This window comes from Pseudomonas sp. Pseusp3, from assembly GCF_047304225.1.
GTDB classification, from domain to species: domain Bacteria; phylum Pseudomonadota; class Gammaproteobacteria; order Pseudomonadales; family Pseudomonadaceae; genus Aquipseudomonas; species Aquipseudomonas fluorescens_CD.
The window spans coordinates 139,458-156,913 of sequence record NZ_JBGLYV010000002.1 but is presented as its reverse complement, the minus strand read 5'-3'; the positions used below and the strand labels follow the sequence as shown (position 1 = coordinate 156,913).

Sequence of the window (17,456 nt, the reverse complement as noted above, 5' to 3'; positions counted from 1 at the left end):
GGAGTTTTCCGTTTCGACTGCGCCGGAAGTGGGGCGAATTATAGGCCTCCAGAATCTGCCGTCAAGCACTGATTCCGCTTTTCTATCAATAACTTGCAGAAAGCACCAGAACGCCCAAAGGAAGCCTGTATAGAGGAGCCAAAATGCTCCTTCTATATAGAAGGACTTCCTCATAGGCAGCCACTACCCCTGACATAGCCAAAAAAACAAGGCCAACGCGCGCAGACGATTGGCTGGCCGCCAAAAAACAAAAAAGCACCCAAGGTGCTTTTTTGTTGCTGCCATCAGCTATATAAAGCCGCCACCCTGGCCCGCGCCATATGCAGCTTCTTGTAGCTGTCGACCAGCCGAAGGTGCCTGTCGAGCCCTTCCAGTTTCATGCTCGTCGGTGTCAGGCCGTAGAAACGTACGCTGCCATCCACGGACCCTATCGCCGCGTCCATCCGCTCGTTGCCGAACATCCGGCGGAAGTTGGCTTCGTAATCGCTCAGCTCCAGATCATCGTCCAGTTGCATTTCCAGCACGACGTTCACGGCTTGATAAAACAAGCCGCGTTCGACGGTGTTGTCGTTGTATTGCAAAAAGGCTTCCACCAGATCTTTCGCCTGATCAAACTTCTGCAAGGCGAGATAAATCAGCAGCCTCAGCTCCAGGATCGTCAATTTGCCCCAAGGCGTGTTGTCGTCAAACTCGATGCCGATCAGAGTGGTGATGTCGGTGTAATCATCCAGCTCGCTGTTTTCCAGACCCTTGGCCAGCGTTCTCAGACCGACTTTGCTCAGGCTGTGCAGATTGAGGATGTCGGCGCGGAACTGCAGCGCTTTGTTGGTGTTATCCCAGATCAAATCTTCTACCGGGTAAATCTCCGAATAATCCGGCACCAGAATGCGACAGGCCTTGGCACCGATGTGCTCATAGACCGCCATGTACACTTCCTTGCCCATGTCTTCGAGAATGCCGAACAACGTTGCGGCTTCTTCAGCATTGGAGTTTTCGCCTTGACCGGAGAAATCCCACTCAACGAATTCGAAATCCGGCCTGGCGCTGAAGAAACGCCACGAGACCACACCGCTGGAATCGATAAAGTGCTCGACGAAGTTGTTTGGCTCAGTCACCGCCTGACCTTCGAAGGTCGGCTGGGGCAGATCGTTCAAGCCTTCAAAACTGCGGCCTTGCAGCAGTTCCGTCAGGCTGCGCTCAAGAGCCACTTCCAGGCTTGGGTGCGCACCGAACGAGGCGAACACGCCCCCGGTACGCGGGTTCATCAAGGTCACACACATCACCGGAAACTCCCCGCCCAGCGATGCATCCTTGACCAGCACCGGGAAGCCCTGCTCTTCCAGGGCCTGGATACCCGCCAGAATGCCCGGGTACTTGGCCAGCACTTCCTGCGGCACATCCGGCAGGGCCATTTCGCCTTCGAGGATTTCGCGTTTGACCGCACGCTCGAAGATCTCGGACAGGCATTGCACCTGGGCTTCGGCTAGCGTGTTGCCAGCACTCATGCCATTACTCAGGAACAGGTTTTCGATCAGATTGGACGGGAAGTACACCACCTCATTGTCCGACTGGCGCACAAACGGCAGTGAACAAATGCCACGCTGGGTGTTGCCGGAGTTGGTGTCGTACAGATGCGAGCCACGCAACTCGCCGTCCCGGTCGTAAATCTTCAGGCAGTACTCGTCGAGGATTTCGGTCGGCAGTTCGTCCTTCGGGCCAGGCTTGAACCAGCGCTCGTCCGGGTAATGCACAAACGCCGCATTGGCGATGTCCTCGCCCCAGAACTGATCGTTGTAGAAGAAGTTGCAGTTGAGCCGCTCGATAAACTCGCCCAGTGCCGATGCCAGCGCGCCTTCCTTGGTCGCGCCTTTGCCGTTGGTAAAACACATCGGCGAGTGCGCATCGCGGATGTGCAGCGACCACACATTGGGAACGATATTGCGCCACGAAGCGATTTCAATCTTCATGCCCAGGTCGGCCAGGATGCCCGACATGTTGGCGATGGTTTGCTCCAGCGGCAGGTCCTTGCCCGCAATGTAGGTGCCCGCCTCGGAAGTCGAGTGCGGCATCAGCAATGCCTGGGCATCGGCGTCGAGGTTTTCGACCTCTTCAATCACAAACTCGGGCCCGGTTTGCACCACCTTCTTTACCGTGCAACGGTCGATAGAGCGCAAGATCCCCTGCCGATCCTTGGCCGAGATGTCCGCCGGCAACTCGACCTGAATCTTGAAAATCTGGTTGTAGCGGTTTTCCGGATCAACAATGTTGTTCTGCGACAGGCGGATATTTTCGGTGGGGATATTGCGGGTTTCGCAATATAACTTCACGAAATACGCCGCGCACAACGCCGACGAAGCCAGGAAGTAATCGAACGGCCCCGGTGCCGAGCCATCGCCCTTGTAGCGAATGGGTTGATCGGCAATCACCGTGAAGTCGTCGAACTTGGCCTCAAGTCGAAGGTTGTCGAGAAAGTTGACCTTGATTTCCATGCGTGCTTACCAGAATAACGAGCTATACGATTTGGCCGCCATTATCCGGTTTTTCAGCACAGACCGTTAACTTTCCACTATTTTTCGACCAACACCACCCCGCGCTCCTCAAGCAAGCGCACAAACATCGTCAGGCTCTGCGACACCGTCCCCCTGCGCCACACCAGCCAGGTGCGTAAATAGCGGAACGACTCCGACAATGGCCAGACGCTGACCGTCGAGCATCCAGGCATGCTTTCGAGCATGCTGCGGGGCATCAGCGCCAGACCGGCACCGGCGCTGACGCAGGCCAGCATGCCGTGATACGACTCCATTTCGAAAATCTTGCCGGGCACCGCCGCGCCATTGGCGAACCAGCTTTCGAAATGATGGCGATAGGAGCAGTTGGAGCGGAACGCATAGATGTTTTCGCCATTCACATCCTTCGCCCGATGAATCGGGTCATGATTGAGAGGCGCGATCAAGACCATTTCCTCCTCGAATGCCGGCACCCCCTCCAGCGCCGGATGCAACACCGGACCATCGACAAATGCAGCGGCCAGCCGCCCTGACAGCACCCCATCGATCATGGTCCCGGAGGGCCCGGTGGACAGGTCCAGTTCGACCTTGGCGTGTTTCTGGTTATAGGCAGCCAATAGCTCCGGGATACGTACCGCTGCAGTACTTTCCAGCGAACCCAGGGCGAATGCTCCTTGTGGCTCTTCACCCGCCACTGTGGCGCGAGCCTCCTGAACCAGGTCGAGAATCCGTCGAGCGTAATCCAGAAAGCTCCAGCCGGCCGGCGACAGGCGCAGGCGACTCTTCTCGCGGATAAACAGGTCCACCCCCAGGTCCAGCTCAAGCTGCTTGATTCTGGTCGTGAGATTCGATGGCACCCGATGGATATGCTGGGCGGCCACGCTAATGCTGCCGTGCTCGGCAACAGCCTTGAAGATTTCGAGCTGAACCAGATCCAAGTCATTCTCCAAACGTGAACGTTATACTCAGTATTATTCAGTTTCCATAAAACATATAGCCCCATAACCTGTGCACATCCCCACCTTGCAGGACGGTGCCATGACCAACGTTTCCAGCCTTACCCATGCCATTTCGATCAACCCGACTACTGGCGAACAGATCGGCCAGTACCCTTTCGAATCCGATTCAGCATTGCAGGCCACGCTGGCGCGGGGCGCTGCCGGGTTTCGTAGCTGGCGCAGCAAACCGGTTGAACAACGTGCACAGCTTTTGATCAACCTCGGCCAGGCCTTGCGCAACAACGCAGAGGCCATGGCGAACATGATCACCCTGGAAATGGGTAAGCCGATTACTCAGGCCCGCGGTGAAATTGAAAAATGCGCACAGCTCTGCGAGTGGTACGCCGAACACGGCCCCGCCATGCTGAGCCCGGAACCGACCCTGGTTGAAGGCGGCAAGGCACACATTGAATATCGCCCGCTCGGCCCGATTCTCGCCGTCATGCCGTGGAACTTCCCCATCTGGCAAGTCCTGCGCGGTGCGGTCCCCACCCTGCTCGCCGGCAATACCTACGTGCTCAAGCACGCGCCAAACGTCATGGGCAGCGCCTACCTGCTGCTGGAAGCCGTCAAGCAAGCGGACTTTCCCGAAGGTGTTTTCGAGGTCATCAATGTCACGCCGGAGGGGGTATCCAGGGCGATCGCCGATCCACGTATCGCAGCTGTCACCCTCACCGGTAGCGTCCGTGCGGGCATGGCCATCGGTGCTCAGGCTGGAGCAGCACTGAAGAAATGCGTATTGGAACTGGGTGGCTCCGACCCGTTTATCGTGCTCGACGACGCAGACCTCGATGAGGCGGTAAAAGCCGCCGTGATCGGGCGCTATCAGAACACCGGACAAGTCTGCGCCGCCGCCAAACGCCTGATTGTCGAGCAAGGCATTGCCCGGGAATTTACCCGCAAGTTCGTCGAGGCCACCCGACAACTGGTCGTCGGTGATCCACTGGCCGCCAACACCTACATCGGCCCGATGGCTCGTTTCGATCTGCGCGACGAACTGGATCAACAGGTGCGCGACACGCTGGAAGAAGGCGCGACATTGCTGATGGGTGGAAAGAAGGCCGAAGGCCCCGGCAATTACTATGAACCCACTGTACTCGGCGACGTGACCGACCAGATGACATCATTCAAACAGGAGTTGTTTGGTCCTGTGGCTTCAATCATCACCGCCAGAGACGCAGCCCATGCACTGGAACTGGCCAATGACAGCGAATTCGGCCTCACCGCCACCCTCTACACGCGCAATGTCGAACTTGCGCGGCAGATGGCCGGCGAACTTGAAACCGGCGGCGTGTTCATCAATGGCTATAGCGCCAGCGATCCGCGCGTCAGTTTTGGTGGAGTGAAGAAGAGTGGCTTTGGCCGGGAACTCTCGCATTTCGGGGTGCGCGAATTCTGTAACGCACAAACGGTCTGGCTGGATCGGCGTTAAGGGTTCTGCAGGAGCGAGCTTGCTCGCTCCTGCAGTAACAGCGCTAGCTCAATGAGCGGGAGGATCAATCGTCTCTGTCGTCGCGATCGCGATACTGGCGGTGGTAGCGATCATAGTCACGACGATCATGTCGACGATAATAACCTTGATCATCGTCATTCCCCTGGTCGTATCCACGACGATAATCATGATCATAATCCCGACCGTACCTCCCTCCGTCTTCCCAGTGAGGACCGCAGCCTCCCAGCAAGAGCAAACCTGAAATGGCCAAGATCATCATTACTGCGCGCTTCATTTGAACGTCCTAAATGGTCAGGGCTACAGGGACGGTTGTCGCTCTCCGGGAATTTCATCCGGACAGCATCCAGCCGTAATTATGACCACTCAGTAACTCAATGATTCATTTTTGAAATCCAGCAATCCAAAACTGTTGCCTCAGGGCAAGCAGCCCCTACCAAGAGCGGTCGGTGAAACAGGGCCGCTACTGTCTCCATAAATGGGGCAATACACCCACCCAACCGGGCGTTTACCACCTGATTTGAGGAATATTCCCCACTCACCCTTTCTCCAGCTCGAAACGCCCGGAAGCAGTCTATTAATTAAGTTGAACTTTTTTCGCTCTATTGAAATGGCTCATTAGTTGCACCCCCTCCTCGTACCCGTAACAGCTGCCGTCCGGGACATCATGGAGACGGCGGGGCTTGCCAGAGTCGGCATGACGCGAGGGGTGAAATATGCAACGCGCGACACCACCAGTCAGCGGTTCGCCCTGACTGGCGCGCACTGCTCATCCTGCCGGTGATCCTGATGTACACCCTCTGCAGCCATTACGTGTTCCGCGGAAAAGTGAGGATTGGCGATGGCTTCCACTAATAAATCAATTGCTCGAATCACGAATAGACCGATACCCCGTTATAAGCATGTCGCTCAGCTGAGCCTGATGTTTATAGCGTTGTTGATTGCGCTGGCGTTGTCCACTGTACTGGCGATGGAATTGACGCTTGGAACGCTCTGACGAGGCCGGTTAAAAAAGCAAATCATGCTCTTGGTATCGGCGACACACTGTAAATGATAGTTATTTTCATCATCATTCCGATACTATATGAAGATCACAACACCTGCGCAATGGAATGATTGCAAGCCACGTCACCAAGTTCTATTTACAACCAATCGGAACAGCAGTCATCAGGCTGACGGTATCAATAGCGCTGGACTGGCCGCGCTGAAGTCGGGTCCTCACCGAAAACCTGCCAGCTGGGGCCGCGTATTTCCCTTGCAACTCCCGCCATCAGGCGTCCATGACTCGAGACTTGGCAAAAACGGAAAAATATTGTTTTTAAACCACCACTGTTTCTTCAAAAATATCAGCCAGACTTTTTAATACATTAATCAGCATAAAACCATCGAAGTCGACCAACACTCACGCACCATCGCGCCGAAGTTATTTCTCCCGCCCCAACTCCCATCATTACATTACACCTCATTGAACAGTCATTACTGAGTACACTTCAACATTTAAACTTTCCACGAGCAACATAACACCTTAATAACACTCACCCCTACAGCAAAAAACATCGCTGACTTCTTATAACAATCGTTGACACTAAGATTTAGACACTCTAGATTAATGGCACTCTGCCAACATCCAGACAACGCATAAACTTTTCAAGTTAATGATTTCAAGTTAATGGAATGCTGAGTTTCTGAGTTATTCCATTCCCGGTACAACGCATGAAATATGTAGACGATATTGCGAAACTCTTTACACGTTTTGGCGCCAATGCGGAGAGCTACCAGGAAATACAACCGAACTACAAAGATTTCAAAGACGATCCGGCTACACCTGCGCTGGCTGAGCCAGAACCGTCGGCGGCCTTGCCTCCCCCAACACCAGCATCCCCTGTATTTCTACTGGACCAGCCACAGCCTTCTTTATTGATTGGCGCGCCGGTCGAGCCTGTGAAGAATGCTGCACTCTCGCAACCTTCGCCCAAATCCCCTCCCCTGGCCAAGCCACCTGCAAGTTCTGCTACGGGTGACCGTCAGCGATTGAGCGATCTGTTGCGCGAACTCAACCAGGTTCGTCGAGACGGTCTGCCAGAAACGACTCGCAAGCGGACCAGGGCGAAGGTCATCGCTATCGTTTCGGCGAATGGTGGGGTGGGTAAAAGCACCGTCGCTGCCGGCCTCGCAAAAACACTTCGGCGCCCTGGCGGGCGAACCATCGCGATTGATCTGGACCCTCAGAACGCGCTGTCCAGCCACTTGGGTATCACCCGGCAGGTTCCCGGGCTGATCCAGCTCAAAGAGCAGGACGCCGACTGGGGCGCTCATCGCCTGCCGGGCTTCAGCGACAGCGAGTGCCTGCCCTTCGGCACTGGCGAGGTGAACGATCGCCGACTGCTCAAGCAGTTGATGCTTGAAGATTCTGCCTGGTTGAATGAGCACCTTGCGTCAATGAACCTCAGCGAAAACGATACCGTGATCCTGGACACCCCTTCGGGTGCGACCGTCTATTCGCAACAGGCACTCGATGCCGCCGATCTGGTGCTGGTGATGACGGTGGCTGACGCGGCCTCCTACCTGGCACTGGACTCCATGACCCAGTGGCTGGAAACCAGCCGGCGACGCGCGCAGCAGCACCGGTATGTGCTCAACCAACGGGATGAGTCGCGTTCGTTCTGCAGGGACATGGGCGTGCTGTTTCGGCGGCGGCTCGGCGCCAACCTGATCGGCACGATTCGCCTCGATCACCAGTTCAACGAGTCGCTTGCCTATGGTCGGGACCTGCTGCAGTACGCACCCGGGAGCATTGGCAGCCAGGATATTCTCTCGCTGACAGGCGCGGTCCATGCGCTGCTATGCGCGGATGATTCCAGCCAGCAGGGCACGCCATGACCGCCCGGCTTGATCAGGCACCCGCGAAGGCGTGGTGGCTGGAAGAACTATTGGATAGTTTCCAGGCTCGCGTCAGTCGATGGCCCCTGCTTTGGCGCCAGGGCCTGAAGCTCTCGGCCGGGCTGATCGCCGCATTGTTGGTGCTGGGTATCCTCATTGCGCCGCTGAACCTGTATTCCCAGGCTGCGTTTGCCGCCGTCTGTTTCGCCACCAGCCTGATCATCCGCAAGCGAGCCGGGCGTCTGGCGATCCTGACCCTGATCACCCTCTCGCTGATCGCTTCGCTGCGCTACATGTACTGGCGCCTGACCGACACCCTGGGCTTCGACAACTGGCAGGATGCCGTATTTGGCTACGGGCTGGTGCTGGCCGAGCTGTATGCCTTGCTCGTCCTAGTCTTCGGTTACGTACAGACCGCCTGGCCGCTGCACCGCAAACCGCAGTTTCTGCAACAGCCGCCCGCGCAATGGCCAACGGTGGATGTCTTCATTCCCACCTATAACGAAGCGTTGGGCATCGTCAAACTGGTGGTGCTCGCCGCTCAGGCCATCGACTGGCCCGAGGGCAAACTGCGGGTGCACGTGCTCGATGACGGACGCCGGGAGGAGTTCAAGGCTTTCTGTCAGCAGATTGGTGTCAACTACATCACCCGCGACAACAATCAACATGCCAAGGCCGGCAACCTCAACGAGGCACTCAAGGTCACCGATGGCGAGTTCATCGCCATATTCGACGCCGACCACGTGCCCACCCGCTCCTTCCTGCAAATCACCATGGGCTGGTTTTTAAAGGACCCGAACCTGGCGTTGCTGCAAACGCCGCACTTCTTCTATTCACCCGATCCGTTCGAAAAGAACCTCGATACCTTTCGCTCGGTACCCAATGAAGGTGAGCTGTTCTACGGCCTGGTGCAGGACGGCAACGACCTGTGGAACGCGGCATTCTTCTGCGGCTCCTGCGCGGTCATCCGGCGGACTCACTTGCTGGAAGTCGGCGGCATCGCCACCGAAACCGTGACCGAGGACGCGCACACGGCACTCAAGCTCAATCGCCGTGGTTTCAATACCGCTTACCTCGCCATTCCACAGGCGGCGGGCCTGGCCACCGAAAGCCTTTCCCGACACATCAGCCAGCGCATACGCTGGGCGCGGGGCATGGCGCAGATTTTCCGGACCGACAATCCATTGTTTGGCAAAGGACTGAACCTGGGGCAGCGCATCTGCTACCTCAACGCCATGATGCACTTTTTCTACAGCCTGCCCCGCCTGGTGTTCTTGACCGCACCCCTGGCCTACCTGTTTTTCGACGCGCAGATTTTCCATGCCTCGGCGTTGATGGTCGCGGTCTATGTACTGCCGCATATTTTGCATTCCAACCTGACCAACTCCGCCATCCAGGGGCGTTTCCGCCATTCCTTCTGGAACGAAGTGTATGAGTCGGTGTTGGCCTGGTACATCATGCGGCCCGTACTGATGGCCCTGATCAGCCCTTCGCTGGGCAAGTTCAACGTGACTGACAAGGGCGGCACCATCGAAAAGGACTATTTCGACTGGAAGCTCGCACGGCCTTACATCGTGCTGCTGACCCTGAACATGACCGGTCTGGTGATTGGCGTGGTGAAGCTGATCGCGAGTGATTCGGCCGAGGCCACGACCCTGCTGATCAACCTGGCCTGGACCCTGTACAACATCATCATCGTCAGCACCGCCATAGCGGTGGCCACTGAGTCCTCTCAGGTGCGCAACGAACCCAGGGTGCCCGCTGACCTGCCCCTGCGTGTCTACCGCGAAGACGGCACCTGGTTCGATTGCAAAACCCAGGACTTCTCACAAAACGGCGTGGGTCTGGCGCTGCCACCGCAGGTTCAGCTCAGCGTCAATGAGAAGCTGCGGCTGTGCATTCTGCGCACGCCGCCTTCAAGCCTCTTTCCCGCAACAACGATCTTCAGCAACGATGGCGTTGCGGGCGTGCAATTCGAGGGTTTGACCCTGCGCCAGCAAAGTGAATTGGTGCGACTGACCTTTTCACGGGCCGACACCTGGGCCAATACCTGGGGTAACGGCCGCCTCGACGCGCCCATGTCGGCGTTGCGCGAGGTCAGCAGCATTGGCTTGCGCGCCATCCTGCGCCTGTTTGTTGCAACCCTGAAAGACAGCCGGGCGCTGCTGCGCAAACGCCCGGGCGCGCCATCACCTATCGACTCCACCGCGGACACGCAACGATCTTGAAGCCTTCCACTCGCCGGACCTTTCCTCCTCGTCGCTCACTCCTGCTGATTGCCTGCTCGCTAATGGGCTGGAGCGGCTGGGCGTTGAGTGCTGCCACCCAAATCAGCGCCACAGAGCCGGCGGTGTTGCCGGCCGCATCGTTGCCCGTGGCCGATGCCCCGGGCAACAGCTATACCCGCACCCTCAAGGAGCTGGGCAAAAGCTATTCGATGACCCTTAAAGGCGTGGAGGCTACCGACAGTGTGAATTTCGATGTGCGCGCCGATGAAGTCGTCACGGCTGCCCAGGTCACGCTGCAGTACAGCTACTCACCGGCACTGCTGGCCGACCTTTCGCAAATCAACGTGCTGATCAACGATCAAGTGGCCGCCAGCCTGCCCCTCCCGAAGGAAGAGGCCGGTAAACTGCAGACCCGGACCGTGCAGATTCCGCCGCAGACCATCACCGAATTCAACCGGCTCAGCCTGCAGTTCATCGGTCACTACACGATGCAATGTGAAGACCCATTGCACTCCAGCCTCTGGGCCAGGATCGGCAACGAGAGCCAGTTGAGCCTTCAGGTGTCGTCGATTAAACAGCCCAACGATCTGTCCGCTCTGCCGCTGCCCCTGTTCGATCGTCGAGACGCCTCGCCCCTGACACTGCCCTTCGTGTTCGCCGCGCGCCCGGGCGGTCCTGAGCTTGAGGCCGCCGGTATCCTGTCGTCCTGGTTTGGCGCCCTGGCCAGCTACCGTGGCGCAACCTTCCCCGCCAGCCTCACCAGCCTGCCGGCCAAAGGCAACGCGGTGGTGTTTGTCAGCGGCAGCGAATCAACGGCCTTGAGCGGCTTGCCGATCAAAGAGGCCACGGGGCCGACGTTGACCCTGGTGAGCAACCCGAATGATGCCCAGGGCAAACTGTTGATCGTCTCCGGGCGCGATGGCGCCGATCTCAAGGTCGCCGCGACAGCGCTGGCCCTCGGCGGCTCGGCTTTTTCCGGGCAGAGCGTGGTGATCGACCGGATCGACTCGCTCAAGCCACGCCAACCGTACGACGCGCCAAACTGGCTGCCGTCCGATCGCCCGGTTCGCCTGGGTGAACTGGCGAAGCCCGCAGAACTCAATGTGTCGGGATATAACCCGGGACAAATGACGGTTGCGCTACGCCTGCCACCCGACCTGTTCAACTGGCGTGAGCCCGGTGCGCAACTTGACCTGAAATACCGCTACACGCCGCAACCGGTCTCCACCAACTCTTCGTTGCTGATCAGTTTCAACGACACCTTCATCAAGTCGATCGACCTGCCTTCGATCGAGAAACTCGGCAACAGCGATAGCCTGCTGTCGATGCTCAAGACCGACGACAGCCTGGCCCGCACGTCGCGCATGCTGTTGCCGCTCAATTCAGTCGCGCTGCAATCGCGCCTGCAATTTCGCTTCATGTATGACTACATCAAACAGGGCGAATGCCGCGACATCATCATCGACAACATGCGCGGCGTGATCGACCCGGACTCGACCCTGGACCTCAGCCAGTACGAGCATTTCATGGCCATGCCCAACCTCGGGGTGTTCAAGGACAGTGGCTTCCCGTTCACCCGCATGGCCGACCTGTCGGAAACATCGGTGATCCTGCCCAACGAGCCAGCCCCGGCCGAGCTGAGTGCCTATCTGACCCTGCTGGGCCGCTTCGGCGACTCCACCGGTTATCCGGCCACCGGCGTGAAGGTGGTCCACGCCGACCAGGTGGCCGAGCAAAGCGACCGGGATTTGCTGGTGCTCGCCTCGGGCAACAATCAGCCGCTGCTGGAGCAATGGCAAAACCTTCTGCCGGCCAGGGACGTAGATGCTGCGCAGTACTTTGAACTGTCTGACCTGCCCTTGCGCCTGCGCAACTGGATCAGCCCGGATACGAAGACCAATCTGCGTGAAGCGCGCAGCAGCTTCAGGTTCAGTGCCGAAGACGGCAGTGCTTATCTGACCGGATTCGAATCGCCGCTCAAGAGTGGGCGCAGCGTGGTGTTTATCGCCGGCACAAGGCCCGGCGGCCTGGCCGACGTGACCAACGCCCTGCTCAGCAGCGAAGAAAATGCCCAGGATTTGCAAGGCAGCCTGGTGGTGGTCAGGGGCAAGCATGTCGAATCGCTGGTCGCCGAACAGGATTACTACGTCGGGCGCCTGGGTCCGTTGCGCTATCTGCAGTGGTACCTCTCGCAGAACGTAATGGCGCTCATGCTGTTCACCCTCCTCGGGGTCCTGCTGCTGGCTTCGATGGCCTACCTGGCCCTGCGCCTGCGGGCCAAACGTCGTCTTGGCCAATGAGCCGCACAGGCCTGTGTCGTCCATGAGCAGCCGGGGTACTTCACTTCGCCAGGGCCTGCGCGGTAACGCGCGCAGGCTGAGCGCCGTGCTTGCGCTTGCCCTGCTGGCGCCGGCGATAGCGGCCGCACAATCCTGCGAGTCGCCAGCCTGGCCACTTTGGCAAACCTACGCAACGCGCTTTGTCCAGGACGACGGCCGGGTTCTCGAATCGAGCCTGAAGAGCAATCACAGCACCTCTGAAGGGCAGTCCTACGGCATGCTCTTTGCGCTGATCGGCAACGATCAGCCACGCTTCGACACGCTCTGGCGCTGGACCTCGGCCAACCTCGCCGGCGCAGACATCGCCACACGCCTGCCGGGCTGGTTATGGGGGCAAGGCACGGACGGTCAGTGGCGCCTGCAAGACGCCAATTCGGCCGCCGACGCCGACCTGTGGATCGCCTACGCCCTGCTCGAAGCCGCACGCCTGTGGCATCGGCCGGACTATCGCCAGGACGCCCTGCACCTGATGGCGACGATCGAAGCGCAATTGGTCATCAACCTACCCGGGCTGGGCCCGATGGTATTGCCTGGACCACAGGGTTTCGTCCAGCCGGACGCACTCTGGCGCCTGAACCCCAGCTACCTGCCACTGCCGCTGTTACGGCGGCTGGCCAAGGAAGCACCGTCCGGGCCGTGGCAAGCGATTGCCCACAACACCGCGACGATGATTGCCCAATCCAGCCGCCACGGCTTCGTCGCCGACTGGGTCGGTTATCAAGGCACTTCAGCGCAATCGGGTGTCTTCGTCAGCGATCCGGTCAATGGCGACACGGGCAGCTACGACGCCATTCGCGTGTACCTCTGGCTGGGCATGAGTGATACCTCCGAACCGCTGGCAGCGCTGCTGCTCAAGCGGCTGGACGGTATGGCCCGCAGCACTGTCGCGACGGGTTCCCCCCCGGAAACAGTCCAGGTTCTCCACGGCAGTGTTCAGGGTCAGAGCCCGTTCGGATTCCGGGCCGCACTGATTCCCTACCTTCAGGCCAAGGGGCAACCCAAGTTGGCCGATCAACAACGAAGCCGCGTGGAACTCGCCCTGCGCGAAGCGCTGGCCAGGCCTGATGCCGCCGCCGGTGCGCCGCGTTACTACGACTTGATGCTCAGCCTGTTCGCGCTCGGCTGGGCCGATAAACAATATCGATTCCGGGAAGACGGAACGCTGAAACTCTCCTGGGAGACCGCATGCACCCGCACCACCGCACGCTAGCCATCGCCGTCATGAGCGCGTGGACGGCCGCTGCTGCCCACGCTCAAAGTCCGACGCCACAGACATTACTCGTCGAGCAAGGGCAGTACTGGCAGTTGCACAACAACCCTCAACGCGCGGCGGAAGTCTGGCTGAAAGTCCTGTTGCTGGACCCGGTCCAGGTTGACGCACTGTATGGCCTGGGCTTGATCGGCGTGCAACAGGGCAAGCCACAACAGGCGCAGCAATACCTCGCCCGCTTGCAGGCCATCCAGCCAGCGCCTCGGCAGGCATTGCAACTGGCGCAGGACATCGCCCTGGCACAACCGCAGAACCAGCAGCGCCTGGAAGAGGCTCGGCGCCTCGTCGATGCCGGTGAGCGTGACAAGGCGACCGTCTTGTTTCGCTCGCTGTTCGATGGCTGTCCGCCTCAAGGTACGATCGGCCGCGAGTATTACAACAACCTTGCCTTCAATCAGGCTGACTGGGCCGAAGCACGCGGCGGATTTCAGCGCCTGCAACGTGAGATGCCCAATGACTCGATCGTCGCGCTGTTTTACGCCAAGCATCTGGTGCGCCATGAAGACAGTCGTGCCGAGGGCATCCGCGCCCTGGCCGCGCTGACCCAGCGTACCGACATTGCCGGTGATGCCGACGAAAGCTGGCGCCTGGCGCTGACCTGGATCGGCCCGCCCAATCCGGCACAAGTGCCATTGTTCGAGGCGTACCTCAAGACGCATCCGGATGACGCGGAAATCCGCGCGCAGATGAACAAGGGCAAGCAACAGCTGGCAACGACGGCCAGCAAGGCATGGCAACCGCCCGCCGAAGTCGCGCGTGGCCTGAAGGCGCTCAAGGAAGGTGATCAGGCCACCGCTGAACAGGCTTTTCAAGCGCGCCTGAAAGCCCGCCCCGACGATGCCGACGCGCTGGGTGGCCTTGGAGTTGTTCGCCAGCAGCAACACCGCTTGGCCGAAGCGGAAAAGCTCCTGGGTCAGGCCACGCGACAACCTGGCGGCAGCCAGTGGCAAGTCGCGTTGAACGAAGTGCGCTACTGGTCTGCGTTGCAGCAGGCTCGGGACGCCCAGGCCAAAGGCCAGACAGCCCAGGCACAAGCCCTGGTAAACCAGGCGCTGCGCCTGACCCCGAACGGGGTCGACGCTCGCCTCGCCCTGGCGGACATTCAGGCCAGCGCGGGCCAGTTCGATGACGCTCAGGGCAACTATCGCCAGGTGCTGAGCCTGCGCCGCGACGACCCGCAAGCACAGGAAGGGCTGGTCAACGTGCTGCTCAAGAGCGGCAAGAACGATGAAGCCCTGCAACTGATCAACACTCTGCCAGCCACTGGACAGACCAGGATCGGCCAGTCCGCACGCCTGCAAGCCTTGCGCGCGACGCAACAGGCCGCCCTCGCCGAACAGCGCAACGATCTGCCCGCTGCGCGCAACGCCCTGCAAGACGCGCTGCGCTACGAACCGGACAACATCTGGACGCGCTTCGCCCTGGCCCGCCTGAACCTGGCGATGGGCGAACCGCAAAAGGCTCGGGACCTGATCAACGCCATGCTCCAGGCCCACCCCGACAATGCCGATGCGCTTTACGTCAGCGCCTTGCTGTCGGTCCAGATGGGTGAGTGGAAAGCCGCCCAGACCACCTTGGGACGCGTGCGTCCCGACCAGCGCACCCCGGACATGCAAGCGCTGGCCGCAGATGTCAGCCTCAACCTGCAACTCAGCCAGGCGATCGACCTGGGCAAGCGCGGACAGCGCCAGGAAGCCCTGACCCTGCTCGAGCGTATTCAGCCGATGGCCGACAACAGCCCGGATCGCACCGCGAGCCTGGCCTCGGCCTATGTCGCCGTCGGTGAGCCGACCCGTGCACTGGCCCTCATGCGCGGCCAGTTGCAAAACACCACGGCGCCCTCGGCGGACTTCATCCTGCAATACGCCGCTGTCCTGCTTGAATCCGGAGAAGACGCCCAGGTCAACGAGATTCTGCGCGACCTTCAGAACAGGCCCCTGAACGCGCCCGCGCGCAAGCGTTTCGACGACCTGCTGTATCGCTATCGCATCCGCCAGGCTGACCAGCTGCGTGAACGCGGCGATCTGGCCAACGCCTATGACACGCTGGCGCCCGCACTGGCGCAACGTCCCGGTGACAGCGCTGCCGTCGCGGCCCTGGCGCGGATGTACTCGGCCAACGGCGACACGGCAAAAGCCCTCGAACTCTACAAACCGCTGTTGCAGCGCCAGCCCAGCGACCCGCAACTGCTGCTGGGTGCTGCCGACGCGGCGGTGTTGGCACATGACACGGCCTTTGCCGAACAGGCGCTGCAACAGCTGCTCAAGACCGAATCCGGTAACCCTCAAACGCTGACCGAGGCCGCACGTCTCTACCAGAACATGGGCAAGACCGGCATGGCCGCCGATCTGCTGCGCAAGGCAGTGGCCATCGAACAGAGCGAGAAACGCAGAAACCAGGGCGGCCAACTGGCAGGTTCGACAGTGGCGCCCAACCCTTTTGCCGGGGTGTCGGGTCCACGTAGCGAGGTCAGTCGCGACACCTTGTTGGCAGCGATCCCGCCACCGGCTCAGGAGATGCCGGGCAGCGTGAGGTCTCACAGCCCTTTTGGCATCGACGCCCCGCCAAGGCCGCAGCAGGCGAGCAATCCATTCGAGTCGCAGCTGCCGCGCGCAGCACTGGTGAGCGAGGACATCAGCCCCGCGCAACTGGCGCTGAATAAAATCCTTCAGGAGCGCAGTGCCTACGTCACCCAGGGCGTGAGCATTCGCAGCAACAACAGTGAGTCGGGGTTGAGCAAACTGACCGATGTTGAAACACCGCTGGAAATCAGTATTCCGCTGGATGAAAGCCGCGTCGCCCTGCGCGTGACGCCGGTCTGGCTGAACGCCGGCAGTGCCAGCGGCGAGGCGCTGTCGCGTTTCGGTAACGGTGCGCAGAGCGGCAGCGTCGGCTCGCAGAAAGCCGAGGGTGTCGGCCTTTCCGTCGCCATGCAACGGCCCGCGGATGGGCTCAAAGCCGATCTCGGCACCACCCCGCTCGGCTTCAAATACACCACCGCCACCGGCGGCATCAGCGTTGATCGCCCCATCAGCGACGCCTCCAATGTCCGCTACGGGGTGAGCGTTTCCCGGCGTCCGGTGACTGACAGCCTCACCTCGTTTGCCGGCGCCACGGACAAACGCAGCGGGCAGTCCTGGGGCGGTGTGACCGCCAACGGCGGGCGTGGCCAGTTGAGCTATGACGACAACGAAGTCGGCGCCTATGGCTACGCCTCCTGGCACCAGCTATTGGGCAACCATGTCGAATCCAACAGCCGCAGTGAACTGGGCAGCGGTGTGTACTGGTACCTGCAAAATGCAACGGACAGCAAGCTGACCGTCGGCCTGAGCATGACCGGCATCAGCTACGCCAACAATCAGGACTTTTTCACCTACGGCCACGGCGGCTATTTCAGCCCGCAGACGTTCTTCGCCCTGGGTGTGCCGGTGACCTGGGCACAACGCACCGGGCGCTTGACGTATCAAGTCAAGGGCTCGGTCGGCGTGCAGCATTTCGAGCAGGACAGCGTCGACTATTTCCCGACCGACAAAGCCCTGCAGGCGGCCTCGGGCCTGCGCTACGCAGGGCAAAACAAAACCGGGATCGGCTACAGCGTCGCCGCGGCGGCTGAATACAAGGTCGCTTCAAACTTCCTGCTGGGCGCCAATCTGGGCCTGGACAACGCCCGCGACTACCAACAACTCAGCGGTGCCCTGTCCTTGCGCTACCAGTTCGAAGAGATCGGCGGCCCCATGAGCCTGCCGGTCAGCCCGTACACCTCGCCTTATTCCAACTGATCATT

At 59.8% G+C, this 17,456-nt stretch carries 9 protein-coding genes and 1 pseudogene; 7 read left to right on the top strand and 3 right to left on the bottom strand.

Translation table 11 applies throughout. The features are described from left to right. Positions 1-284: 284 nt before the first annotated feature. Positions 285-2,489 (bottom strand): OsmC domain/YcaO domain-containing protein, encoded by a 2,205-nt coding sequence (locus ACCD00_RS01630; protein WP_413421354.1) that lies wholly within the window; start codon positions 2,487-2,489, stop codon positions 285-287. A 77-nt stretch (positions 2,490-2,566) separates the two neighbouring features. Next, a complete protein-coding gene (gene ptrR, locus ACCD00_RS01625) occupies positions 2,567-3,445 on the bottom strand; it encodes a putrescine utilization regulator PtrR (protein ID WP_413421352.1) in 879 nt (292 codons plus the stop codon). A gap of 100 nt (positions 3,446-3,545) precedes the next feature. On the opposite strand from ptrR, the gene ACCD00_RS01620 reads away from it, so the two are divergent. After that, the gene (locus ACCD00_RS01620; RefSeq protein ID WP_413421350.1) at positions 3,546-4,937 is read left to right on the top strand and encodes an aldehyde dehydrogenase family protein; all 1,392 of its coding nucleotides are present in this window, start codon (positions 3,546-3,548) and stop codon (positions 4,935-4,937) included. Between the two features lie 64 nt (positions 4,938-5,001). Here ACCD00_RS01620 and ACCD00_RS01615 read toward each other — a convergent pair whose 3' ends face one another. Then, positions 5,002-5,232, bottom strand: coding sequence for a hypothetical protein (locus tag ACCD00_RS01615; RefSeq protein ID WP_413421348.1), 231 nt, complete (start codon positions 5,230-5,232; stop codon positions 5,002-5,004). 485 nt (positions 5,233-5,717) lie between these two features. On the opposite strand from ACCD00_RS01615, the pseudogene ACCD00_RS01610 reads away from it, so the two are divergent. From ACCD00_RS01610 to ACCD00_RS01585, 6 genes and pseudogenes are all read left to right on the top strand, one after another. After that, a pseudogene (locus tag ACCD00_RS01610) lies at positions 5,718-5,810 on the top strand (hypothetical protein); the annotation flags it as partial. An 858-nt stretch (positions 5,811-6,668) separates the two neighbouring features. Further along, the gene (bcsQ, locus tag ACCD00_RS01605; protein ID WP_413421346.1) at positions 6,669-7,835 is read left to right on the top strand and encodes a cellulose biosynthesis protein BcsQ; all 1,167 of its coding nucleotides are present in this window, start codon (positions 6,669-6,671) and stop codon (positions 7,833-7,835) included. Then, a complete protein-coding gene (gene bcsA / locus ACCD00_RS01600) occupies positions 7,832-10,063 on the top strand; it encodes a UDP-forming cellulose synthase catalytic subunit (protein ID WP_413421344.1) in 2,232 nt (743 codons plus the stop codon). The genes bcsQ and bcsA overlap by 4 nt, the downstream gene beginning before the upstream one ends. 41 nt (positions 10,064-10,104) lie before the next feature. Next, positions 10,105-12,363, top strand: a complete 2,259-nt coding sequence (bcsB, locus tag ACCD00_RS01595; RefSeq protein ID WP_413421364.1) for a cellulose biosynthesis cyclic di-GMP-binding regulatory protein BcsB — start codon at positions 10,105-10,107, stop codon at positions 12,361-12,363. Between the two features lie 22 nt (positions 12,364-12,385). Beyond that, positions 12,386-13,612 (top strand): cellulose synthase complex periplasmic endoglucanase BcsZ, encoded by a 1,227-nt coding sequence (bcsZ, locus tag ACCD00_RS01590; RefSeq protein ID WP_413421342.1) that lies wholly within the window; start codon positions 12,386-12,388, stop codon positions 13,610-13,612. Beyond that, complete coding sequence (locus ACCD00_RS01585; protein WP_413421340.1) at positions 13,588-17,451, top strand: cellulose synthase subunit BcsC-related outer membrane protein; 3,864 nt, start codon at positions 13,588-13,590, stop codon at positions 17,449-17,451. The genes bcsZ and ACCD00_RS01585 overlap by 25 nt, the downstream gene beginning before the upstream one ends. Positions 17,452-17,456 lie beyond the last annotated feature (5 nt).

Coding starts and splice junctions, on each gene's coding strand:
- ACCD00_RS01630 (WP_413421354.1), bottom strand. CDS start 2,489: ATGGAAATCAAGGTCAACTTTCTCGACAACCTTCGACTTGAGGCCAAG.
- ACCD00_RS01620 (WP_413421350.1), top strand. CDS start 3,546: ATGACCAACGTTTCCAGCCTTACCCATGCCATTTCGATCAACCCGACT.
- ACCD00_RS01615 (WP_413421348.1), bottom strand. CDS start 5,232: ATGAAGCGCGCAGTAATGATGATCTTGGCCATTTCAGGTTTGCTCTTG.
- bcsQ (WP_413421346.1), top strand. CDS start 6,669: ATGAAATATGTAGACGATATTGCGAAACTCTTTACACGTTTTGGCGCC.
- bcsA (WP_413421344.1), top strand. CDS start 7,832: ATGACCGCCCGGCTTGATCAGGCACCCGCGAAGGCGTGGTGGCTGGAA.
- bcsZ (WP_413421342.1), top strand. CDS start 12,386: ATGAGCAGCCGGGGTACTTCACTTCGCCAGGGCCTGCGCGGTAACGCG.
- ACCD00_RS01585 (WP_413421340.1), top strand. CDS start 13,588: ATGCACCCGCACCACCGCACGCTAGCCATCGCCGTCATGAGCGCGTGG.